This is a genomic window from Geodermatophilus aquaeductus (genome assembly GCF_900182545.1).
GTDB classification, from domain to species: Bacteria; Actinomycetota; Actinomycetes; order Mycobacteriales; family Geodermatophilaceae; genus Geodermatophilus; species Geodermatophilus aquaeductus.
In genome coordinates this window covers 159,602-181,526 of the sequence record NZ_FXTJ01000002.1, presented here as the reverse complement: position 1 = coordinate 181,526, position 21,925 = coordinate 159,602, and the positions used below count along the sequence as shown (strand labels likewise).

The 21,925-nt window shown below is 75.8% G+C and carries 21 protein-coding genes; 10 read left to right on the top strand and 11 right to left on the bottom strand.

Translation table 11 applies throughout. The features are described from left to right. Positions 1-21: 21 nt before the first annotated feature. Together FN207_RS05905 and FN207_RS05900 are read right to left on the bottom strand one after the other, a co-directional pair. Entirely contained in the window at positions 22-840 is an 819-nt protein-coding gene (locus FN207_RS05905) for a class I SAM-dependent methyltransferase (RefSeq protein WP_142457420.1), read from the bottom strand. Positions 841-874: 34 nt separating this feature from the next. After that, positions 875-1,522 (bottom strand): TetR/AcrR family transcriptional regulator, encoded by a 648-nt coding sequence (locus FN207_RS05900; RefSeq protein ID WP_142457419.1) that lies wholly within the window; start codon positions 1,520-1,522, stop codon positions 875-877. A gap of 108 nt (positions 1,523-1,630) precedes the next feature. Here FN207_RS05900 and FN207_RS05895 point away from each other — a divergent pair, with 108 nt between their 5' ends. Genes FN207_RS05895 through FN207_RS05885 form a run of 3 tightly spaced genes read left to right on the top strand, consistent with a single transcriptional unit; the run spans position 1,631 to position 4,718 of the window. Then, entirely contained in the window at positions 1,631-2,848 is a 1,218-nt protein-coding gene (locus FN207_RS05895) for an acyl-CoA dehydrogenase family protein (protein WP_142457418.1), read from the top strand. Continuing rightward, positions 2,845-3,837 carry an acyl-CoA dehydrogenase family protein gene (locus FN207_RS05890; RefSeq protein WP_142457417.1) on the top strand — a complete coding sequence of 331 codons (993 nt, stop codon included), beginning with the start codon at positions 2,845-2,847 and terminating at the stop codon, positions 3,835-3,837. Before FN207_RS05895 ends, FN207_RS05890 begins: the two co-directional genes overlap by 4 nt. After that, entirely contained in the window at positions 3,834-4,718 is an 885-nt protein-coding gene (locus FN207_RS05885) for an enoyl-CoA hydratase-related protein (RefSeq protein WP_142457416.1), read from the top strand. Before FN207_RS05890 ends, FN207_RS05885 begins: the two co-directional genes overlap by 4 nt. 49 nt (positions 4,719-4,767) lie before the next feature. Here FN207_RS05885 and FN207_RS05880 read toward each other — a convergent pair whose 3' ends face one another. From FN207_RS05880 to FN207_RS05860, 5 genes are all read right to left on the bottom strand, one after another. Further along, positions 4,768-7,236, bottom strand: coding sequence for an ABC transporter permease (locus FN207_RS05880; RefSeq protein WP_142457415.1), 2,469 nt, complete (start codon positions 7,234-7,236; stop codon positions 4,768-4,770). Positions 7,237-7,239: 3 nt separating this feature from the next. Beyond that, complete coding sequence (locus tag FN207_RS05875; RefSeq protein WP_221888065.1) at positions 7,240-8,013, bottom strand: ABC transporter ATP-binding protein; 774 nt, start codon at positions 8,011-8,013, stop codon at positions 7,240-7,242. Positions 8,014-8,159: 146 nt separating this feature from the next. Further along, positions 8,160-8,843 (bottom strand): response regulator, encoded by a 684-nt coding sequence (locus FN207_RS05870; RefSeq protein WP_142457414.1) that lies wholly within the window; start codon positions 8,841-8,843, stop codon positions 8,160-8,162. Beyond that, complete coding sequence (locus FN207_RS05865; RefSeq protein ID WP_142457413.1) at positions 8,840-10,021, bottom strand: sensor histidine kinase; 1,182 nt, start codon at positions 10,019-10,021, stop codon at positions 8,840-8,842. The genes FN207_RS05870 and FN207_RS05865 overlap by 4 nt, the downstream gene beginning before the upstream one ends. Before the next feature lie 79 nt (positions 10,022-10,100). Continuing rightward, the gene (locus FN207_RS05860) at positions 10,101-10,607 is read right to left on the bottom strand and encodes a MarR family winged helix-turn-helix transcriptional regulator (protein ID WP_110906217.1); all 507 of its coding nucleotides are present in this window, start codon (positions 10,605-10,607) and stop codon (positions 10,101-10,103) included. Between the two features lie 88 nt (positions 10,608-10,695). Here FN207_RS05860 and FN207_RS05855 point away from each other — a divergent pair, with 88 nt between their 5' ends. The 5 genes from FN207_RS05855 to FN207_RS05835 all read left to right on the top strand — a co-directional run bounded on the left by FN207_RS05855 (position 10,696) and on the right by FN207_RS05835 (position 15,637). After that, the gene (locus tag FN207_RS05855; RefSeq protein WP_142457412.1) at positions 10,696-11,259 is read left to right on the top strand and encodes a YceI family protein; all 564 of its coding nucleotides are present in this window, start codon (positions 10,696-10,698) and stop codon (positions 11,257-11,259) included. Between the two features lie 200 nt (positions 11,260-11,459). Continuing rightward, a complete protein-coding gene (locus FN207_RS05850; protein ID WP_142457411.1) occupies positions 11,460-11,810 on the top strand; it encodes a hypothetical protein in 351 nt (116 codons plus the stop codon). A gap of 103 nt (positions 11,811-11,913) precedes the next feature. After that, entirely contained in the window at positions 11,914-13,809 is a 1,896-nt protein-coding gene (typA, locus tag FN207_RS05845) for a translational GTPase TypA (protein ID WP_142457410.1), read from the top strand. Positions 13,810-14,045: 236 nt separating this feature from the next. Next, the gene (locus FN207_RS05840; RefSeq protein WP_142457409.1) at positions 14,046-14,546 is read left to right on the top strand and encodes a DUF5994 family protein; all 501 of its coding nucleotides are present in this window, start codon (positions 14,046-14,048) and stop codon (positions 14,544-14,546) included. A 113-nt stretch (positions 14,547-14,659) separates the two neighbouring features. Further along, the gene (locus FN207_RS05835; RefSeq protein ID WP_142457408.1) at positions 14,660-15,637 is read left to right on the top strand and encodes an NAD-dependent epimerase/dehydratase family protein; all 978 of its coding nucleotides are present in this window, start codon (positions 14,660-14,662) and stop codon (positions 15,635-15,637) included. 107 nt (positions 15,638-15,744) lie between these two features. On the opposite strand, the gene FN207_RS05830 is transcribed toward FN207_RS05835, so the two are convergent. The 4 genes from FN207_RS05830 to FN207_RS05815 all read right to left on the bottom strand — a co-directional run bounded on the left by FN207_RS05830 (position 15,745) and on the right by FN207_RS05815 (position 19,387). Next, a complete protein-coding gene (locus FN207_RS05830; protein ID WP_142457407.1) occupies positions 15,745-16,749 on the bottom strand; it encodes a sulfite exporter TauE/SafE family protein in 1,005 nt (334 codons plus the stop codon). Positions 16,750-17,071: 322 nt separating this feature from the next. Further along, positions 17,072-18,073, bottom strand: a complete 1,002-nt coding sequence (locus FN207_RS05825) for an inorganic phosphate transporter (RefSeq protein WP_142457406.1) — start codon at positions 18,071-18,073, stop codon at positions 17,072-17,074. 34 nt (positions 18,074-18,107) lie between these two features. Further along, positions 18,108-18,725 carry a DUF47 domain-containing protein gene (locus tag FN207_RS05820; RefSeq protein WP_142457405.1) on the bottom strand — a complete coding sequence of 206 codons (618 nt, stop codon included), beginning with the start codon at positions 18,723-18,725 and terminating at the stop codon, positions 18,108-18,110. Between the two features lie 104 nt (positions 18,726-18,829). Next, the gene (locus tag FN207_RS05815) at positions 18,830-19,387 is read right to left on the bottom strand and encodes a sigma-70 family RNA polymerase sigma factor (protein ID WP_142457404.1); all 558 of its coding nucleotides are present in this window, start codon (positions 19,385-19,387) and stop codon (positions 18,830-18,832) included. A gap of 68 nt (positions 19,388-19,455) precedes the next feature. Here FN207_RS05815 and FN207_RS05810 point away from each other — a divergent pair, with 68 nt between their 5' ends. Beyond that, the gene (locus tag FN207_RS05810; protein ID WP_142457403.1) at positions 19,456-20,106 is read left to right on the top strand and encodes a zf-HC2 domain-containing protein; all 651 of its coding nucleotides are present in this window, start codon (positions 19,456-19,458) and stop codon (positions 20,104-20,106) included. Beyond that, the gene (locus FN207_RS05805) at positions 20,103-21,908 is read left to right on the top strand and encodes a copper resistance CopC/CopD family protein (RefSeq protein WP_142457402.1); all 1,806 of its coding nucleotides are present in this window, start codon (positions 20,103-20,105) and stop codon (positions 21,906-21,908) included. The genes FN207_RS05810 and FN207_RS05805 overlap by 4 nt, the downstream gene beginning before the upstream one ends. Positions 21,909-21,925 lie beyond the last annotated feature (17 nt).

Genomic DNA, 21,925 nt, shown 5'->3' with positions numbered 1-21,925 from the left:
CGCGGCGGTCAACCGTGACCGTCACGGCACCCGGGCCACCGCCCCGACCACCAGCGGGTCCACCAGGACGGCGTCGGCGGCCGCGGCCTGGGCGCGCAGCCGCTGCTCGAAGTCGGCCGGCCCGACCTCGCCGGCCGTGGCGGTCCCGGTGCGCTCGAAGGCGCCGGCGAGCGCGGTGACGTCCCCGCCCACGATCGACCACCCGGTCGCGTCCCCGCCGTGCTCGAGCGGCTGGCCGGTGACCAGCACCGGGTCGGGCAGCCCGGCGGCCCGGAACACCGCGCCCAGCCGCAGGCCGAGGTCCGCGGGGACGCCCAGCCGGCCGAGGGCGGTGAGCAGCCAGCCGTTGAAGGCGGTCAGCAGCGGCAGGGGAGGGACCGCGGCCCGGGTGGAGAGGACGACCTCCTGGAACGCGACGACGCCGCCCGGGCGCACGCTGCGCGCCAGCCGCGCGAGCAGGGCCACCGGGTCGGGCAGGTGCAGCAGGACCAGCCGCCCGAGGACGGCGTCCACCGGCCCGGGCGGCGCCCAGGTGGTGACGTCGGCCTGCTCGAAGGAGACGCCGCCGTGCCCCGCCTCCGCGGCCCGGCGCCGGGCGACCGCCAGCGGGAGCGGGGCTGTGTCGACGCCGACCACGCGGCCGGGCGGGCCGACCCGCTCCGCCGCGGCCAGGGTCACCGCGCCGGTGCCGCAGCCGAGGTCGACCACCGACGCGCCGGGGGTCAGTTCCGCGGCGTCCAGCCAGGCCGCGGTGGCGGGTTCGTAGACCCGTGACAGCGCGTCGAGCCGGACCATCGCCGGGTCGTCGTTGCCCAGCACGTAGCCGGGGGCGTCGTCCATGCCCGCACAGCGTGGCCCGCGGCGGGCCCCGGCGTCAGCCCTCCGTGCGCGCCGACAGCATCCGCGCGGCGAGCCCCTTCCACAGCGCCAGGTGCGGATCGGTGGCGGCCGGGCGGTCGGCGAAGGCGTAGACGCAGGCCACCCCGCGCATGCTGGTGAACAGCAGCTCGCACACCTCGGCGTAGCGCGGCGCGGAGGCGATCTGCGGGCCCCAGATCCCGTCGGCCACCCGGCGGATCGCCGCGCGCAGCCGGCGCTCCTCGACCCGCAGCGCGGCCCGCAGCTGCGGATCGGTGCGCGCCGCCGTCCAGAGCTCCATCGCCGCCCAGAACGGCGGCTCCTGGAACGTCGCCCACATCAGGTCGATGGCGCGGTCGACCCGCTCCGGGCCGGTCGGCTCGTCGGCCATCACCGCCGCCGCGCGCTCCTGCACCTCGGCCAGCAGCGTGCTCGACAGGTGTCCCGCAGCGGCGACCAGCAGCTCGGCGCGGGAGGGGAAGTGGTGCAGCAGCCGGCCGCGCGACACCCCGGCGCGGGCCTGGACGGCGAGGGTGGAGGCGCCGGTGTACCCGGACTCGACCAGGCAGGCGACGGCGGCGTCGAGGATCAGCGCCCGGCTGTCGGCCGTCCGAGTGGACCGCGTGCGCGGCGGGTCGTGGACTGCGGCGGGCTCGGCGGTCACGCGCGGCAGGGTAGGGGCCCGGGCGGCCGGTGAACAGTCACCGTTGACCGTCGAGGGGAACCGCTGTCACGCTGCGGCGCGAACCGCCCGACGACGAGGAGGCCCTGCGTGGACTTCGACGACACCCCGGAGGAGGCGTCCTTCCGGGCGCACGTCCGCAGCGTGCTGGAGGAGCACGCGAGCGAGCTGCTGCACGTCGCGCCCGGTGAGCCGGTCGACGCCCGCTCCCGCGAGGCCGAGCTGCGCGACACCCAGCGGGTGCTGGCCGAGGCCGGCCTGGTCGGCGTCACGTGGCCGCGCGAGTACGGCGGGCAGGGCGGCACGCTGGTCCAGCAGGCGATCGTCGGCCAGGAGCTCGGCCGCGCCCGGGTGCCCACGCTGATCAACCACATCGGCATCGGGATGTGCGGTCCGACCGTCATCGCCCACGGCAGCGACGACCAGCGCTCCCGCTACCTCGCCCGGCTGCTGCGCGCCGACGACGTCTGGTGCCAGCTGTTCAGCGAGCCCGGCTCGGGCTCCGACCTCGCCGCGCTGCGCACCACCGCCGTACGCGACGGCGAGGACTGGGTGGTCAACGGCCAGAAGGTCTGGACGACGCTGGCGCACGTCTCCGACTTCGGCATCCTGCTCACCCGCACCGACCCGTCGCGCCCCAAGCACGCCGGCCTGACGATGTTCGTCGTCGACATGCACGCCCCTGGCGTCACCGTGCGGCCGCTGCGCCAGATGAGCGGCGGCGCCGACTTCAACGAGGTCTTCTTCGACGACGTGCGCATCCCCGACTCCGAGCGTCTCGGCGAGCCCGGCGAGGGCTGGCGGGTCGCGCTCACCACGCTGATGAACGAGCGGGTGGCCATCGGCGGCGCCGGCAGCGACATCGGCCCGTCGCCGGAGTCGCTCACCGCGCACGCCCGCGACCGGCTGCCCGCCCTCGATCCCGAGCGGCAGGCGCTCGCCCGCCAGGCGGTGGGCCGGGCGCTGGTCGCCTCGCTGGCCGCCCGCTACACCGGCTACCGGCGCTTCACCACGCTCTCGCAGGGCGGGGTGCCCGGTCCGGAGGCCAGCGCCGGCAAGCTCGGCGGCACCGCCGCGGCCCGGCTGGTGTCCGACGCCGGGGTCCGGCTGCTCGGCGACGACGCCGTCCTCGGCGCCACCGCCGAGGGCGACGACACCTGGCAGCGCGCCCAGGCCTACGTGCCCGGCATCGCGATCGCCGGCGGCACCGACCAGGTGCTGCGCAACATCCTCGGCGAACGGGTCCTCGGCCTGCCGCCCGAGCCCCGCAACGACAAGACCGCGCCGTTCTCCGGAGGTGCCCGGTGAACTTCGACCTCTCCGACGACCAGCGCGACGCCGCCGCCGGCGCCCGCGACTTCTTCACCGGGTCGGTCCCGCTGTCGGCCGCCCGGGCCGCGCTGGAGGGCGAGGGCCTCCCCGCGCCCGGCCGCAAGGCGCTGGCCGACATCGGCTTCCTCGGCATCACGGTGCCCGAGTCCGCCGGCGGCGCGGGCGGCAGCGTGCTCGACCTCGCCGTCGTCGCCGAGCAGGCCGGCGCGGTGCTGGCCGGACCGTCGCTGGTCACCGCGGCGCGGGCGGCGGTGCTGCTCGAGGGCGCGCCCGACCTCGCCGCGCAGCTGGCCGACGGCTCGGCCTCGATCGCCGTCCTCGACGGGCCGGTCACCGGGTCGGCGCCCTCGCTGGACGCCGCCGACGCCACGCTCTTCCTCGGCCTCGACGGCGGCGCGCTCGTCGTCGGTGAGGGCGAGGTGACCCCGGGCCGGCCGATGGACGCCACCCGCGGGCTGGCCTCGGTGCGGATGACCTCCCGCCGCGTGCTCGCCGAGGACGCCGGCGAGCTGTGGGCGCGGGCCCGCCAGGTCGGCGCGGTGGTGATGGCCGCCGAGGACCTCGGCGCCGCCGACCGCGCGGTGCTCATGGGCGTGGAGTACGCCCAGCAGCGGCAGGCCTTCGGCCGGGTCATCGGCTCCTACCAGGCGGTCAAGCACATGCTCGTCGACGCCTGGGTGGGCGTGGACCAGCTGCGCTCGCTGGTGTGGTGGGCGGCGTGGGCGGCGGACTCCTCCCCGGCGGAGCTGCCGCTGGCCGCCGCGGCCGCCAAGGCCTACGCCGCCGAGGTCGCCGAGCGGGCCACCGAGACGGTGGTGCAGGTGCACGGCGGCATCGGGTTCACCTGGGAGCACGACGCGCACCTGTACTGGCGCCGCGCCAAGGTCGACCGGCTGCTGCTCGGCGACGCCGCCGAGCACCTCGACGCGGTCGCCCGGCTCGCCGTCGCTGGCGCCCTGGGGTGAGCCCTCCCCAACTGCGGTACGAGGTCGCCGACGGCGTCGCCACGATCACCCTCGACCGGCCGGACCGGCTCAACGCGTTCACGCCGGTCATGGCCGGCGAGCTGGGGCGGGCCGCGGCGGCCGCGGACGCCGACGAGGCGGTGCGCGCCGTCGTCGTCACCGGGGCCGGGCGGGCGTTCTGCGCCGGCGCCGACCTCGGCGCGGGCTCGGGGACCTTCGCCGACCGCGGCCGCGCCGAGGGGCCGCCGGTGCAGGGGACCGTCGACGGCGTGGCGCGGGACTGGGGCGGCGTCGCGTCGCTGCCCTTCGCCGCGCTGCGCAAGCCGGTCATCGCCGCGGTCAACGGCCCGGCGGTCGGCATCGGCGCGACGATGGTCCTGCCGATGGACGTGCGGATCGCGGCGGAGTCGGCGCGCTTCGGCTTCGTCTTCGCCCGCCGCGGCATCACGCCCGAGGCGGCGTCGTCGTGGTTCCTGCCGCGGGTGGTCGGCATCAGCCAGGCGATGGAGTGGGTGGCCACCGGGCGGGTGTTCGGCGCCGCCGAGGCGCTGCGCGGGCGGCTGGTCAGCCGGGTCGTCCCCGACGCCGACCTGCTGCCCACCGCGCTCGAGCTGGCCCACGAGATCGCCGACAACACCTCCGGGGTGGCCGTCGCCGCGGCCCGGCAGATGCTCTGGTCGATGCTCGGCGCGTCCTCGCCGTGGGACGCCCACCGCGTCGAGTCGCGGGCGCTGGCCGAGCTCGGCAGCGGTCCCGACGCCGCGGAGGGCGTCGCGGCCTTCCTCGCCAAGCGGCCCGCGGAGTTCCGCGCACCGCTCGGCAGCGGCGCGGTGGCCGGCGTGCCGCGCTGGCCGCTGCCCCCGGACGACGTCACCTCCTGACCGCGCACCTCCGCGGAGATGCACGGTGCATCTCCGCGGAAGTGCGCGCTCAGACCGCCGCGATGGCGGCGACCGGGGCGGTGCGGGCCGCCCGGCGGGCCGGCAGCACCGAGGCGAGCAGCCCGGCCACGGTCGCGACGACGACGATGCCGCCCACCTGCAGCCACGGGACGTCGAGCAGCACCGTGTCCTGCCCGCCGAGCACCGACGCCGTCCCGATCAGCCCGTACGCGCCGCCGAGCAGCACGCCGAGCACCGCGGCCACGCCGGCGACCAGCACCGCCTCCCACGCCAGCAGCGCGCGCAGCTGCCCCCGGGTGAGCCCCATCGCCCGCAGCAGGCCGTTCTCCTGCCGCCGCTCGACCACCGACAGCGCCAGCGTGTTGCCCACGCCGATCAGCGCGATGAGCACCGCGACGCCGAGCAGGCCGGTGACCACCAGCAGCAGCGCGTCGAGGACCGAGTCGATCGCCGCGCGCTCGCTGGCCAGGCCGGTGACGTAGGCGTCGGGGACCGCCGCGCCGGTCAGCTCGGTGACCTCCTCGATGGCGTCGCGCTGGCCGGCGCCGTCGTCGAGGCGCAGCCACAGCGTGGCCGCCGTCGCGTCGGGCACGAGCGCCCGCAGGTCGGCCGTCGAGAGCAGCGGCGTGCCCAGGCCGGTGTCGCCCACGACGACGGTCAGCGCCCGGCTGCGCTCGCCGGCCTGCAGGGTCAGCGTCTGACCGGTCCGCAGGCCGTAGGAGTCGGCGGCCCACTGCGGCAGCACGGCCTCGCCGAACGCGGGCAGCGTCAGGTCGGCGGTGCTGCGCAGCACCGGCGTCGCCGCCGCGGCGTCCACGCCCTGCACCCACAGCGGCTGCCCGTCCGGCGCGGTCACGTCCACGCCCAGCAGCGCCGTCCCGCCGGCCACGCCGTCGACGTCCTCCAGCCGCGGCAGCAGCGACGCCGGCAGCTCGCCGTACGCGCCGATCTCGACGTCGGCGGGGTAGGCGGCGTCCAGGCCGGCCTGCGCGGTGGCCCGGGTGGAGGCCGCGCCCACGACCATCGCGGTGGTCAGCGTGACGCCGATGAGCAGCGCCGTCGCCGTCGCCGCGGTCCGGCGCGGGTTGCGGGAGGCGTTGCCCGCGGCCATCCGGCCGGGGACGCCACCGACGCGGCCCAGCGCCCGCCCGGCGGCGGCCACCACCGGCGGCACCGCCCGCTGCGCGAGCAGCACCACGCCGAGGAAGCTCGCGGTGCCGCCGGCCAGCGACGCGTAGACGTTCACCGTCAGCACGCCCAGCGCCATCAGGGCCGCGCCGCCGAGCACGAGGAGCAGCCCGGCGCCGAACCGCAGCAGCCCGCCGCGGCTGCGCAGGGGCGCGGCGTCGACCGGCCGCAGGGCGGCCAGCGGCGCCACCCGGGTGGCCCCCCGGGAAGGGCCGAGGGCGGCGAGCAGGGTGGTCAGCGTGCCGACCGCCAGCCCCGCGCCGACGGCGTACAGCGGCACGGCGACGCCCTCGAGCGGCAGCGGTGAGTCGGTGCCCACCAGCGCCGAGACCAGGGCGGCCAGCCCGACGCCCGCGCCCACGCCGACCGCCGAGGCGACCAGCCCGGTGACCGCGGCCTCGGTGAGCACGCTGCGCCGCACCTGGCGGGAGGTGGCGCCCACGCAGCGCAGCAGCGCCAGGTCGCGGGTGCGCTGGGCGACGAGCACGGCCAGCGTGTTGGCGATGACCAGCCCGGCGACCAGGACCGCGACGGTGGCGAACACGAGCAGGACCGCGGCCAGGGCCAGCCGGTTGCCGGTGATGCCGGCGACGGCGTCCTCGGCGGCCTGCTCGCCGGTGCGCACCTCGACCTCCGCGAAGCCCAGCGCGGGGGCGACGGCCGCGGCCAGGGCCTCGGGGTCGGTGCGGTTCCAGCCGGCGACCCGCAGCTCGGTGGGCTCGGTCCCGCCCCAGGCGGCCACCTGGTCGGCGACGGCGAAGCCGCGCGCGAACAGCCCCGCGCTGGGGTCGCCGCCGAGGTCGACGAGGCCGGTGACGGTGGCCTCGCCGGTGGAGGTGGCCTCGCCGGTGGCGGGGTCGTAGACGGTGACGGCCACGACGTCGCCGACCGCGGCCTCGGTCGTCGTCGCGACCGCGATCTCGCCGGGGGAGTCGGGGAGGGCGCCGTCGGTGACCCGCTGCCAGCGCAGCGCCGGGTCGGCGGCCACGGCCTGCGCCTGCAGGTAGGCCTCCGACCGGCCGGGGAAGCGGGCCTGGACCTCGGCGGCGGTGGTCGGGTCGACGGCGCGGACGCCGGGGACCGCCGCGACGGCGCCGACCGCGCCGGCCAGCGAGGAGCCGTCGGCGGCGGTGACAACGACGTCGGTGCCGACGTACTCCGCACCCGCGGCGCGCAGCAGCGTGGCGCGGGAGGTCTCGTTGAGGACCAGCGTCGCGACGACGAAGGCGACCGCGATGACGACGGCGAGCGTGGCGGCGACCAGCCGCGGCAGGTGCGCGCGCAGGTTCGCCAGGGTGGTGGACAGCACCGGTCAGCCCCCGAGCCCGCGCAGCGCCTCGAGCACCGACGCGGCGGTCGGCCGGTCGACCTCGCCGGCGGGGCGGCCGTCGGCCAGCAGCACGACGCGGTCGGCGTAGGAGGCCGCGGTCGGGTCGTGGGTGACCATGACGACGGTCTGGCCGGTCTCGCGGACGCTGCTGCGCAGCAGGTCGAGCACCTCCGCGCCGGAGCGCGAGTCGAGGTTGCCGGTGGGCTCGTCGGCGAAGACGACGTCGGGGCGGGGGAGCAGCGCCCGGGCGATGGCCACCCGCTGCTGCTGGCCGCCGGAGAGCTCCGAGGGGCGGTGGCGCAGCCGCTCGCGCAGGCCGAGGCGGGCGACGACGGCGTCGAACCAGGCCGGGTCGGGACGGCGCCCGGCCAGCTGCATCGGCAGCACGACGTTCTCGCGGGCGTCGAGGACCGGGAGCAGGTTGAACGCCTGGAAGACGAAGCCGATCCGGTCGCGCCGGAGCCGGGTCAGCTCGTCGTCGCGCAGCCGGGTCAGCTCGGTGCCGCCGAGGAAGACCTGCCCGGAGGTGGCGGCGTCGAGGCCGGCCAGGCAGTGCATGAGCGTCGACTTGCCCGACCCGGACGGGCCCATGATCGCGGTGAACTCGCCGCGGGCGAAGGCGACGTCGACGCCGGCCAGCGCGTGCACCGCCGTCTCACCGGAGCCGTACACCTTGGTCAGGCCGGTGGCGCGGACGGCGGCGGACGACACCGACGCCGGCGGCTCGCCGGGGACGGTCATGACGGGGACGGACACTTCGGACCTCCGCGGATCGGATCTCGGGACGGAGGAACCCTCGCCGCCGGGAGCGTCCACCCGCGTCGTCGCCGGAGCTGATCCCGCCGTCATCCCCTGGTCGTACGGGCGGCAGAAATGGCCATTTCTGCCGCGGAGGGGACGGGTCAGGCGTCGCGGAGGAGGTCGGCGGGGGAGACCAGGCCGGTCCGGTAGGCGAGGACGACGGCCTGCACGCGGTCGCGCGAGCCGGTCTTGGCCAGCACCCGCCCGACGTGCGTCTTCACCGTCGCCTCGCTGACGAACAACCGCTGGGCGATCTCGGTGTTGGTGGCCCCGAGCGCCATCTGCACGAGCACCTCGCGCTCGCGCGGCGTGAGCTCGGCCAGCTCCGTGCCGCCGCCGACCGTCGTGGGCGCGGCGCCGCGCAGCATCGGCGCCACGTGCTGCAGCAGCCGGCGGGTGGAGCTGGCCGCGATCACCGAGTCGCCGGCGTGCACGGTGCGGACGGCGGCCAGCATCTCCTCCGGCGGCGCGTCCTTGAGCAGGAAGCCGCTGGCGCCGGCGCCGATCGCGGCCACGACGTACTCGTCGAGGTCGAAGGTGGTCAGCACGACCACCCGCGGCGGGTCGGGCAGCGCCGTCACCTGCCGGGTCGCCTCGATGCCGTCGGTGCCGGGCATCCGCACGTCCATGAGGACGACGTCGGCCGGGGTGGTGCGCAGCAGTGCCACCGCCGCGTCGCCGTCACCGGCCTCGCCGACGACGGTGAGGTCGGGCTGGGAGTCGATGACCATGCGGAAGCCCGCCCGCACCATCTGCTGGTCGTCGACCAGGGCCACCCGGATCACCGGGCACCTCCCAGCGGCAGCACCGCGTGCACGCCGAACCCGCCGCCGCTGCGCGGGCCGGCCTCGAGTCGGCCGCGGTGCAGCTGGGCGCGCTCGGCCATCCCGCGCAGCCCCTGCCCGAGGCCGTCGCCGGTGACCGCGCCGGCGCCTCGGCCGTCGTCGAGGACCGACAGCTCCAGCACGTCGGGCCGCCAGTGCAGCCGCACCCACGCGCGGCAGGCGGGCCCGGCGTGCTTGAGGACGTTGGTCAGCGACTCCTGCACGATCCGGTAGGCGGCCAGCTGCGGACCGGCGGCCATCGCCCGCGGCTCGCCCTCCACGAGCAGGTCGACGTCGAGCCCGCTGGCCCGGACGTCGTCGACCAGGACCGGGATCGCGGCGACGTCGGGCTGCGGCGCGTACTCCTCGCGCCGGTCCTCGCGCAGCACGCCGAGCAGGGCGCGCATGTCGGTGAGCGCCTGGCGCCCGGTGGCGGCGATCGCCTCCAGCGCGCCGGTGGCGGCCTCGGGGTCGGTGCGCCCGGCGTAGCGGCCGCCGTCGGCCTGCGCGATCACCACCGACAGGGAGTGCGCGACGACGTCGTGCATCTCGCGGGCGATGCGGGCCCGCTCGGCGGTGGCGGCCAGCCGCATCTCCTGGTCGCGCTCGACCTCCAGCAGCCGCGCCCGCTCGGCCAGGCTCAGGATCTCGCCCAGCCGGGAGCGGCGCAGCCGGCCCAGCGCCCACGCCGCGACGACGGACACGGCGATGGCGCCGACGGTGACCAGCAGCGCGTCGCTGGAGTCGGTGGCGTACCAGCGCAGCCCGGCGAGGACGGCGCCGGCCAGGCCGACCAGCAGCCCGGCCCGCGCGGCCCACGGCGGCGCGTAGGCGGCCAGCGCGTAGACCATCAGCAGCGCCGACACGTTGGCGGCGAGGAAGTCGGTGCCCGCCACCAGCTCGAGCAGCCCCGCGACGGTGACGACGGCGGCTGCGGGGACCGGTGCCCGCCGGCGCCAGGCCAGCGGGGCGACCAGCAGCACGCCGAGGACGAAGGCCGGGACCTCGTTCGCGTAGTAGCTCTGCGCCGGCGCGACGACGGTCACCAGGCCGACCAGGCCGGCGATCGCGACGTCGACCTCGAAGGGCCGCTCGCGCAGCCGCGCCGCGAGGGTCTCCAGGAGGGGGCGCTCGTCCATCGGAGCGACCCTAGGCAGCGCCGCGCCCTCCGTCGTCCACCCGGGGGAGGACCCGCCCGTCGTGCCGCGGGAGGAGGACCTAGGAGGGGTCGAGGTGGCGCAGCAGCGTCTCGCCGAGGTCGCGCATCGCCGCCACCTGCTCGGGGGTGAGCTGGTCGAACAGGTGGGTGCGCACGCCCTCGACGTGGATCGGCGCGGCGGCTTCGAGCGCGGCGAAACCCTCGTCGGTGAGCACGGCGAGCAGGCCGCGGCCGTCCTCGGCGCAGACCTGCCGGCGCACCCAGCCGCGCTCCTCCAGTCGGGACACCGCGTGCGACAGGCGGCTGCGGGAGGACAGGCAGCGGTCGGCGAGCTCGCTCATCCGCATCTGCCGCTCCGGCGTCTCCGACAGCTGCACGAGGATCTCGTAGTAGGCGTGCGGGATGCCGGTGGCCCGCGTCAGCTCGCGGTCGAGCCGGTCGTTGAGCAGCTGGGAGCTGTAGAGCCAGGCCCGCCAGGCCCGCTGCTCCTCGGCGTCGAGCCAGCGCGGCCCTCCGGGAGGCGGCTCGGGCGCCGACCCCGTACCGGGTGAGACCTGCGTCGTCATGTCCTCAGGATACTGGCGGAATAGTCAAGCGCTCAACTACGCTACGGTCAGCGAAGGTCAAACGTTCAACCATCTGAGAGGTCCAGTCATGACCAGCACCACCGCCGTCCAGATCCCCGGTTACGTCGCCGGCACCTGGGACATCGACGCCACCCACTCCACCGTCGGCTTCTCCGTCCGCCACATGATGGTGAGCAAGGTCCGCGGCTACTTCACCCAGTTCTCCGGCGAGATCGTCACCGCCGAGGACCCCGCCGCCTCCGCGGTGAACGCCACGATCGACATGGACTCGATCGACACCCGCCAGGAGCAGCGTGACGCGCACATCCGCTCCGCCGACTTCTTCGACGTCGGCAACCACACCGTCATGACCTTCCGCTCCACCGGCGTCGTCGCCGACGGCGAGGACTGGACCGTCCAGGGCGACCTGACCATCAAGGGCATCACCAAGCCGGTCACGCTGGCCCTCGAGCTCAACGGCTTCGGCCCCGACGCCTACGGCGGCTACCGCGCCGGCTTCAGCGCCAAGACCTCCATCTCCCGCAAGGCCTACGGCGTCGACATCGACATGCCGATGGACGGCGGCGGCGTCGTCGTCGGCGACAAGATCGACGTCGAGCTCGAGATCGAGGCCGTGCTCCGCGCCGCCTGATCCGCAGCACGTCACCGAGGGGCCCCGGACGCAGCACGCGTCCGGGGCCCTCGCACGTCCGGGGCCCTCGCGCGTCCTGGGCCCTCGCACGTCCTGGCTCACCGTGGCGTGTCCTGGCTCACCGTCGACCGTGATCCAGGACGCAGCACGATCAGCTCACCTGATCATCCGCGAGCCGGCCGCGGGGGACACTGGGGTTCATGACGACGTCGCTCACGCGTGCCCGCACCCGGCTGTCCTCCGCCGTCCTCGTCGCCGTCGGGCTGGCGGCCGGCTTCGGCGTCGCGCAGGGCACCGGCGTCCGGGCGCTCGGCGGCGCGGTGTTCGCCGCCGCCGGGGTGGCTGCGGGCTACCTGTGGGTGCAGCGCCGCGGCTGGGCGGTCGCCCTCGGTCTCGGCGGGCTCTACGTCGGGGCGTTCGTCCTCGCGCACGTGCTGGCCCTCGGCGCCGGGCTGCCGGCCTGGCTGGCCGTGAGTCTGGTCACGATCGCCGCCGCAGGGGTCACCTACGCGGTGGCCGACCGCCCGCAGGCAGAGATCTCCGCGGACTGAGCGACTACGGTGGGAAGGTCGCCGGGCCGGCGGCCGTTGTTCGTGGTACCGCGTGCGCCGCCGCCGCGGGATCCCCCTGACTCCCCCTGAGGTGCCCTTCCGCATGCCCACCCGCGACGACCTGCGCAACGTGGCGATCATCGCCCACGTCGACCACGGGAAGACGACCCTCGTCGACGCCCTCCTCCGCCAGGCAGGCGCCCTCGGGCGCGCCAAGGGCGAGGGGACGGACAACGACTCCACGCAGGACCGCGTCATGGACTCGATGGACCTCGAGCGTGAGCGCGGCATCACCATCCTGGCCAAGAACACCGCGATCCACCTGGCCGACGAGAACGGCAACCCCGTCGTCGTCAACATCGTCGACACCCCGGGCCACGCCGACTTCGGCGGTGAGGTCGAGCGCGGCCTGTCGATGGTCGACGGCGTCGTCCTGCTCGTCGACGCCTCCGAGGGCCCGCTGCCGCAGACCCGCTTCGTCCTGCGCAAGGCGCTGGGCAAGGGGATGCCGGTGATCCTCGTGGTCAACAAGACCGACCGCTCCGACGCCCGTATCGGCGAGGTCGTCGACGAGACCTACGAGCTGTTCATGGAGCTGCTCGAGGACTCCGGCATGGACGTCGACAACCTCGACTTCCCGATCGTCTACAGCAACGGCAAGACCGGGCAGGCCTCGTTGACCCGGCCGGCCGACGGCACCTCGCCCGACAGCCCGGACCTCGCCCCGCTGGTGAAGACCCTGCTCGACACCATCCCGGCGCCGGTCTACGACGCCGAGGAGCCGCTGCGCGCGCAGGTCACCAACCTCGACGCCTCGCCCTATCTCGGCCGGCTGGCGCTGCTGCGCATCCACTCCGGCACGATGAAGAGCGGCCAGACCGTCGCCTGGTGCCGCACCGACGGCAGCATCAAGAACGTCAAGATCACCGAGCTGCTGGTCACCGAGGGGCTCACCCGCACCCCGGCCGAGAGCGCCGGCCCCGGCGAGCTCGTCGCCATCGCCGGCATCGAGGACGTCATGATCGGCGACACCCTCGCCGACCCGAACGACCCGCGCCCGCTGCCGCCGCTGACCGTCGACGAGCCGTCGATCTCGATCACCATCGGGATCAACACCTCGCCGCTGTCGGGCCGGTCGGGCAAGAAGCTCACCGCGCGGCTGATCAAGAACCGCCTCGACCAGGAGCTGGTCGGCAACGTCTCGGTGCGCATGCTGCCCACCGAGCGCCCCGACACCTGGGAGATGCAGGGCCGCGGCGAGCTCGCGCTGGCGATCCTCGTCGAGCAGCTGCGCCGCGAGGAGTTCGAGCTCACCGTCGGCCGCCCGACCGTCGTCACCAAGGTCATCGACGGCAAGGTCCACGAGCCGGTCGAGCGGGTCACCATCGACACCCCGGGCGAGTACGTGGGCACGCTGACCCAGGCCCTGGCCACCCGGCGCGGGCGGCTGGAGAACCTGGTGCACCACGACACCGGCTGGGCGCGGATGGAGTACATCGTCCCCTCGCGCGGCCTCATCGGGTTCCGCACCGAGTTCCTCACCGAGACCCGCGGCACCGGCGTCCTCAACCACAACCTCGAGGGCTACGAGCCGTGGCTGGGCGACATGCGCGCCCGCCCGACCGGCTCGCTGGTCGCCGACCGCCAGGGCGTGGCGACGACGTACTCGATGTTCTCGCTGCAGGAGCGCGGCCAGCTCATGGTCCAGCCGGGCACGGACGTCTACGAGGGCATGATCGTCGGTGAGAACTCCCGTCCGGACGACATGGACGTGAACATCACCAAGGAGAAGAAGCTCACCAACATGCGCAAGTCCACCTCCGAGGAGCTGGAGCGGCTCATCCCGCCGCGGATCCTGAACCTGGAGCAGGCACTGGAGTTCTGTGCCGAGGACGAGTGCGTGGAGGTCACCCCGGCCTCGGTCCGCATCCGCAAGGTGGTGCTCGACCAGACCGAGCGCGGCAAGGCCAAGAACCGCAAGCCCAAGCCGGTCTCGTAACGACCCCAGGTCGTCCCAGGAGCCCCCGTCCGGTCCGCCGGACGGGGGCTCCCGTGCATCTCCGCGGAGATGCACCGGAACGGCCGTGACCGGGCCGTGACGAGACGTGACGGCGAGCCGGGAGGCGGCGACAGGCCCGGCTCCGCCGCGCGGGGACACCGCGACGCGCCGACCTACGGTCGTCCGGTGGACCCGGACGCGGGTCCGCGGCGCGCGAGCGGGAGGCGGGACTGCTGATGACGACGACCCAGGCGGTGTGGGGACCGGAGGGCTTCCGCGGCGGCATCGACGTGCGCGTGAGCCTGCGGGGCGACGCGGGATCGGGGGAGAACACCTTCGACGGTGCCTGGTACCCCCGCACGCGCGACCTCGCCGTCGAGGTGCCCGAGCTCGTCGCCGCGCTCGACCGCCGCGGTGTGCGGATCGAGCGCTTCACCTATCCGCTGGACCCCTGGCTGCCGGCGCCGCGCAAGGTCGTCGTCGACGGCCGCGTAGTGCGCACCGGCGGCTTCCGCAGCATGGACGACGGCGTGGTCTGCCTGACCTGGGGCGGCGGCAGCCGGGTCGCGCACCTGCTGGTCGTGCCGCCGGAGACCGACGTCATCACCGGCGTGCGCGCCCTGCGCCTGTGCACCCGCCGCGGCCTGCCGAACTCGCCGCAGATGGTGCTCGCCGCCGCCCGCTCCCAGCCGCTGCCGCAGGTGCCCGACCTCCCGGTGGTCACCCGGGCGGTGTAAGGACCCCGTTCTCCTCACCGCTCGCACGCTCGCGGTGAGCCTCTGAACGGGGCCGGGTACGCCGTCCGCGAACCGGGTGGACGGCGGGTCCCCGACTGGGCTGGGCTGCGTCCATGCGACTCCTCGTCCTGGGCGGCACCGTCTTCCTCGGCCGGCACGTGGTGACGGCGGCCCTCGACCGCGGCCACGAGGTGGCCACCTTCACCCGCGGCGTCACCGGCCGGCCCCCGGACGGCGTCCGCGCGCTGCACGGCGACCGGGACGACCCCGACGCCCTGCCGCGCGCGCTGCGGGAGTGGACGCCGGACCTCGTCGTCGACACCTCCTGCCAGACCCGCGCCGCCGCCGACAACGCCGCCGCCGCGCTCGCCGGCGTCCGCGGCTACGCGTTCACCAGCAGCCTCAACGCCTACTCCACGTGGCCGCCGGGACCGGTCCGGGACGAGGACGAGCCGGTGTGGGACAGCGACGAGGACGACTACGGCCCGAACAAGGCGCACGCCGAGCGGGTGCTGGGCGCGGCGCTGCCGGGACGGTTCCTCACCGCGCGGGCCGGGCTGATCGTCGGGCCGAACGACAACGTCCGCCGGCTGCCGTGGTGGCTGGAGCGCATCGCCCGCGGCGGCCGCGTCGTCGTCCCCGACGCGCTCGACCAGCCGATCGCGCTGGTCGACGTCCGGGACCTGGCCGGCTGGCTGGTGGAGATGGCCGAGCGCGGTGAGACCGGGCCGGTCAACGCCACCGGCCCGGCCGGGATGACGACGCTCGGCGGGCTGCTCGCGGGCTGCCGGGAGGTCACCGGCAGCGACGCGGAGTTCGTCGAGGTGCCCGAGGCGGACCTGCTGGCCGCCGGCGTCGAGCCGTGGCTGCACGTCCCGCTGTGGCTGCCGCGGGAGATGGCCGCGACCGCGTGGGACGTCGGCACGACCCGCGCCCGGGCGCTCGGGCTGCCCAGCCGGCCGCTGGGGGAGACGTTGGCCGACACCTGGGCCTGGCTGCAGGCGGGCGGGGAGCGCCAGCCCACGCCCCGCGGGCTGCCCGAGCCGGGCCTGCCCGCCGAGCTCGAGTCCGCCCTGCTGTCCTCCCGCTGAGACGGTGAGAGGCCCCGTCCGGCGAACCGGACGGGGCCTCTCGGCTCCCGGCCCCGTTCCGGGTCCCACCCTGAGCTTGCGAAGGGTGGGGAGGACGGGGTCCTTACTCAGTCCCGCGGATCGGCGGGACGGCCGGCGCGGAGGCTGCGCTCGAGGTCCGCGGCGTCCGCGGCGTCAGGCGTGTGCAGCTCCGGCTGCTCGGCGAGGCGGGCGGCCTCGGCGGCCAGGGCGTCGGCGGACTCCTGCGCCCGGTCCCTGCGGTACTGGCGGAAGGAGTGGACGACGGCGGCGGCCCAGATCAGGTAGATCACCGCGTAGACCGAGTACCGGACGGCGTCGGGGGCGTCGATCCAGTCGCTGCGCAGCAGCGTGCGAGTGTTGGTCAGGATGATCATCCCGCCCACCAGCGAGCCGAGCATGCGCGGCGGCACGTGGTGCACCAGCCAGGCGGCGATCGGTGCGGCGACCAGGCCACCGGCGAGGAGGCCGAGGGCCCACACGAAGTTGATCCCCTGAGACCCGAGCGCGAGCAGGAAGCCGAGGCTGGCGGCCAGCGCGACGAGGAACTCGGAGGTGTCGATCGAGCCGATCACCTTGCGCGGCTCCATGCGGCCGCTGGCCAGCAGCGCCGGCGTGCCGACCGGGCCCCAGCCGCCGCCGCCGGTGGCGTCGACGAAGCCGGCGACGAGGCCGAGCGGGCCGAGGAAGCGCTTGCGGACCGGCTTGCCGATGTTGCGGCGATCGACGCCGCGGAGGGTGAAGCGCACCAGCAGGTAGATCCCCAGGGACAGCAGGATCAGCGACATCACCGGCGCGGCGACCTCGGTGGACAGGCTGGAGAGGACCTGCGCACCGACGAAGGCGCCGACGGCGCCGGGGACGCCGACCTTGGCGACGACCTTCCAGTCGACGTTGCCGAACTTCCAGTGGGCGACGCCCGACATCAGGCTGGTGCCGATCTCGGCGAAGTGGACGGTGGCCGAGGCGGCGGCGGGGTTGGTGCCGAAGGCGAGCAGCAGCGTCGTCGAGGTGACGCCGTAGGCCATGCCCAGGCTCCCGTCGACGAGCTGGGCGCCCAGCCCGGCGAGGGCGAGCACGATGAGGGTCTTCACGGGGGTGGGGCTCCTGGTCTCAGGGAGGCGGCGGCCGCGGGCGCGCAGCAGGGCGCGACTCGTCGCGGAACGGGCGGGGAGGGTGCGCCGACGGGGCGCGGGGACTCAGCGGCCCGGACAGGTGGCCGTGCACACGCGCAGCAGGTCGACGTGGATCCGCCCCACCAGGAGCACCGCCGTCGCCGCCACGGGGTCTATGTCTACCAGATCGATCGGGTTATGCCACGGACGGATCCGGGAGGCCCCGGTCACCCCGCGGACACGCGCAGCGGGCCCCCGGCCGGTCGGCCGGGAGCCCGCTGGAAGGGGGTGTGGAGCGGCGTCAGCCGACGACGAGGTCGGTCAGGAAGTAGGCCAGCGCCGCCACCGCGCCGGCGGCGGGCAGGGTGACGACCCACGCGACGACGATGTTGCCGGCCACGCCCCAGCGCACCGCCGACAGCCGCCGGGTGGACCCGACGCCCATGATCGACGTCGTCGTGATGTGCGTGGTGGAGACCGGGACGGCGAAGACCGTCGCGGTGGTGACCATGACGCCGGAGGCGACCGTCTGCGCCGCGAAGCCGCCGGCCGGGGTCAGCTGGATGATCCGCCGGCCGAGGGTGCGCATGATCCGGAAGCCGCCGGCGTAGGTGCCCGCGCTGATGGCGCCCGCGGCGGCCAGCACGACCCAGAGGGGCACCTCGAAGTCGTCGATCTCCCCGGCGGTGAACAGCGCCAGCGTGATGATGCCCATCGTCTTCTGGGCGTCCTGCAGGCCGTGCCCGAGCGCCATCGTGGCCGAGCTGACGATCTGCGCGTAGCGGAAGCCCCGGTTCGCGCGGGAGACGTTGGCCCGCCGGAAGGTCCACAGGAGGACCAGCATGAACAGGTAGCCCAGGCCGAAGCCGACCAGCGGCGAGAGCACCATCGGGATGACGACCTTGTCGAGGATGCCCAGCCACTGCACCGAGTGCGCGGCCGCCAGCGCCGCGCCGACCAGCCCGCCGATCAGCGCGTGCGAGGACGACGACGGCAGCCCGAAGTACCAGGTGATCATGTTCCAGGTGATCGCCCCGACCAGCGCGGCGAAGACGATCTCCAGCCCCTCGCCGCCCACGGGGGCGTCGATGATCCCCTCACCGACGGTCTTGGCCACCTCGGTGGACAGCAGGGCGCCGACGAGGTTCATCACCGCCGCGAGCGCCAGCGCCACCCGCGGCGTCAGCGCCTTGGTGGAGACGGCGACGGCGATGGCGTTGGCGGCGTCGTGGAACCCGTTGGTGTAGTCGAACGCCAGCGCGACGACGACGATGACGACCAGCGCGACGAGGGCCGCGTCCATCAGCGCCGGCCGGTGAGCAGGAGGTCCACGGAGCTCAGGACTCCTTGACCGCGATGGACTCGACGACGTTGGCGACCTTCTCGAAGGCGTCGGCGGCCTCCTCGAGCTGGTCGGCCACCTCCTTGAGCCGCAGCACCTCCAGGGCCTCGAACTCGCCGCTGTAGAGCCGGGAGAGCAGCCGCCGGTAGAGCTTGTCGGCCTCGTTCTCGATGCGGTTGACCTCGATCCAGTAGTCGGGGAGGCCCTTCATCGTCTGCAGCCGCGGCATCGCCTCGGCGGTGGTCTCGGCGGCGCGCTGCAGCAGCGCGGTCTGCTGGCTCATCTCCGCGGGCAGGGTGCCCAGCCCGGTGAGGACGACGAGGTCGGCGGCGGCCTCGACGAAGTCCATGACGTCGTCGAGGTGGCTGGCCAGGCTGTAGATGTCCTCGCGGTCGAACGGCGTGACGAAGCTGGAGTTCAGCTGCCGGAAGATCGCGTGCGTCGACTGGTCCCCGGTGTGCTCGAGGTCGCGCAGCCGGTCGGCGAGCTCGCCCCGGCGGGCGTGGTCGTGGAGGAACTCACCCAGGACGTCGGTGGCCTCGACGAGGTTCTGCGCCGAGGCGCTGAACATCGTGTAGAAGCTCTGGTCCTTGGGCGTGAGGCTGAAGGGCACGAGGAGGCTCCGGATCGGCGGGTGGGGAGGTCGCCCGCCGCGTCCTGCGGTCGTACGGCCGTCGGGCAGCATAGGTACCCGTCCATCCGTGGTTCACCTCACGGTCACCCGCGCGCCGTGCCGGACCCCTCCCGGGCGTCCCCGCCCAGCGCCTCGACCAGGTCCGCCCGGGCCCGCGCGACCCGCGAGCGGATGGTCCCGACCGGGCAGCCGGCCACCTCGGCGGCCTCGGCGTAGGACAGCCCCAGCAGCTGGGTGAGCGCGAAGGCCTCGCGGCGGTCGGGGTCCAGGCGGCCCAGCAGGTCGGTGACGGCGGCACCCTCGCCCACCCGGTCGGCGTCGTCGGCGCGGGTGAGGGTCTCGAGGTCGGCGTCGTCGCGGACGAGGGTCAGCCGCCGGCGGCGCCGGGAGCGGACGGCGTCGGCGCAGACGCGGCGGGCGATGGCCAGCAGCCACGTCCGCAGCGACGAGCGGCCCTCGAAGCGGTGCAGCGACGCGAACGCGCGGGCGTAGGTCTCCTGCGTCAGGTCGTCGGCCGAGTCGCGGTCGCCGAGCGCCGCGCACAGCCGCCAGACGTCGGACTGGGTGGCCCGCACGAGGGTCGCCGCGGCGAGGGGGTCGCCGTCGACGGCCGCCGCCGCGACCCGCTCCAGCTCGTCCACGTCACTCCTCCGTACCGGATCCCGTCGAGCCGGGAACCGGACGGGCCCTCCGCGACGACTACTACGACATGCAGTGTGCCCCGTTCCGCGAGGCGGTCAGCGCGCGACTCGACGGTGAGCCGCTCGGCATGCCCGCCGCCGACCTCGACCGCCACCTCGCGGCGTGCCCCGCGTGCGCCGGGTGGGCCGACGCCGTCGAGGGCGTGACCCGGCGCGCCCGGCTCGCCCCGGCGCCGCCGGTGCCCGACCTCACCGCCGCGGTCCTCGGCGCGCTGCCGCAGCAGCTGCCGGGCACCGCCGCGGCGGCGCGCGCCCGGCTGCTGCACGCCGCGCTGCGCCTGGCGCTGCTCGCGGTCGGCGTGGCCCAGGCCGGGCTGGCGTGGCCCGCGCTGACTGCGGGCGTCGCGGCGATGAGCGCGCCGGTGCACGTGGCGCACGAGACCGGCGCCTGGAACCTGGCCGTCGCCGCCGCCTTCCTCGCCGTCGCGGCGGCACCGCGGCTGGCCGCCGGCGCGCTGCCGTTCCTGGCCACCTTCGCCGTGCTGCTCACCGTGACCACCGTGCGCGACCTGGCCGCCGGCCACGTGCACGCCGACCGCGCCGCGGCCCACCTGCTGCTGGTGGCCGGCGTGGTGCTCATCACCGTCCTCGCCTGGCGCCGGCGGCCGCGCCGGGCCGCGGCGCCCGCCTCCGCCCCCGCCCGGCGGGTGGTCGCGTGAGCGCCGTCGCGGCCCGCCGCCCGCCGCGGCCGGCCCTGCTGCTGCTCGTCCTCCTGGCCGGCTGGCTGGGCCTGGGCGTGGTCACCGCCGGGCCGGCCGCCGCCCACGCCGAGCTGGTCTCCACCGACCCGGGGGAGGGTGCCCGGCTCGACGCGGTGCCCGCCGAGGTGACGCTGCGCTTCAGCGAGGGTGTGTCCCTGGGCGCCGGCTACGCCCGCGTCCTCGGCGACGGCGGCGAACGGGTGGACACCGGCGCGGCCGCCGTCGCGGACGACACCCTGACCATCCCGCTGCGCGGCGACCTGCCCGACGCGAGCTACGTCGTCACCTACCGGGTGATCTCGGCCGACTCGCACCCCATCAGCGGCGCCTACGCGTTCGTCGTCGGCGACGGCGAGCTCGCCGACGCCGGCGCGGTCGCCGCCGACCCCGACGCCGACCCCCTCGTGGCCACCGCGCTGCCCGCGGCGCGCAGCATCGGCTTCGCCGCCGAGGCCGTCGGCCTGGGCGTGCCGGCGTTCCTGCTGCTGGCCTGGCCGGCCGGCTGGGCGTCGCGGCGGATGCGCCGGCTGACCACCTCCGGGCTCGGCACGGTCGCCGGGGCCGCGATCCTGACCTTCCTGCTGCAGGGCCCCTACGCGGCCGGCGCCGGGCTCGGATCGCTGCTCGACCCCGCGCTGCTGGCCTCCACCGGGTCCTCGGGCTTCGGGCTCACCACCCTCGGCCGCGGCGCGCTGGCCCTGGTCCTCGCCGCGCTCCTGGTGCCGCTGTGGCGCCGCGGGACCCCGCCGCAGTCCCAGGAGGTCGCGGGCCTGGCCGTCCTCGGCGCCGGCGTCGTCCTCACCACCGCCGCGGTCGGGCACCCCGTGGCCGGCAGCGTCCCGGTGTTCGCCACCGCGGTGACCGCGGTGCACGTCGGCGCCATGGTGGTGTGGCTGGGCGGGCTGGCCGCGCTGCTGGCCGGCCTGCTGCGGCCGGGGGTCGACGCCGGCGTGCTGGCCGAGGCGCTGCCCCGGTGGTCGCGGGTCGCCTCGGCCTCGGTGGCCGCCCTCGTGGTCACCGGCGTCGTCCAGTCGGTCCGGGAGGTCGGCTCGCCGGCCGCCCTCGTCTCCACGACCTACGGCTGGATCCTGCTCGCCAAGCTGGCCCTGGTGCTGCTGCTCATGGCCGCCGCCGGGGTCTCGCGCGTCTGGGTGCAGCAGCACCTGGGCCTCGTGCGGCCGCGACCCGGCGGGCGCCGCCGGGTGACCGCGCACGCCTTCGCGGCCCCGGCCGTGGGCGGGTCCGACGAGGCCCCGGTGGTCGCGGCCGCCCGCGCCCGCGCGGCGGTGCAGGCCCGCGGCGCGGTGGAGGACGTCGCCCCGCTGCGCCGCACGATCCTCGTCGAGGCCACCGTCGCCGCCGTCGTGCTGGTGCTCTCGGCGATGCTCGTGGGCACCCCGCCGGCCGCCGCCACGGTCGCCGAGCCGGTCGACGTCACGCTGCCGCTGCAGTCGGCGGCGGGGGAGTCCGGCAGCGTGCAGCTGTCGGTCGACCCGGCCCGGGCCGGCGCCAACACGATGCACGTCTACCTGTTCGACGACGACGGGCGGCTCGCCCAGCCGGCCGACCTGCGTGTCACGCTCACCGAGCCCGAGCAGGAGATCGGCCCGCTCGACGTCGACCTGGAGCCCGCCGGCCCCGGCCACTGGGTGGCCGACGGGATGTCGATCCCGGGCGCCGGCACCTGGACCGTGGCGGTCACCGTCCGGCTCGACGAGTTCACCGCCAGCACCGCCAGCACCGCCTTCCCGGTGCGCTGAGACCTGTTGCACCCCCA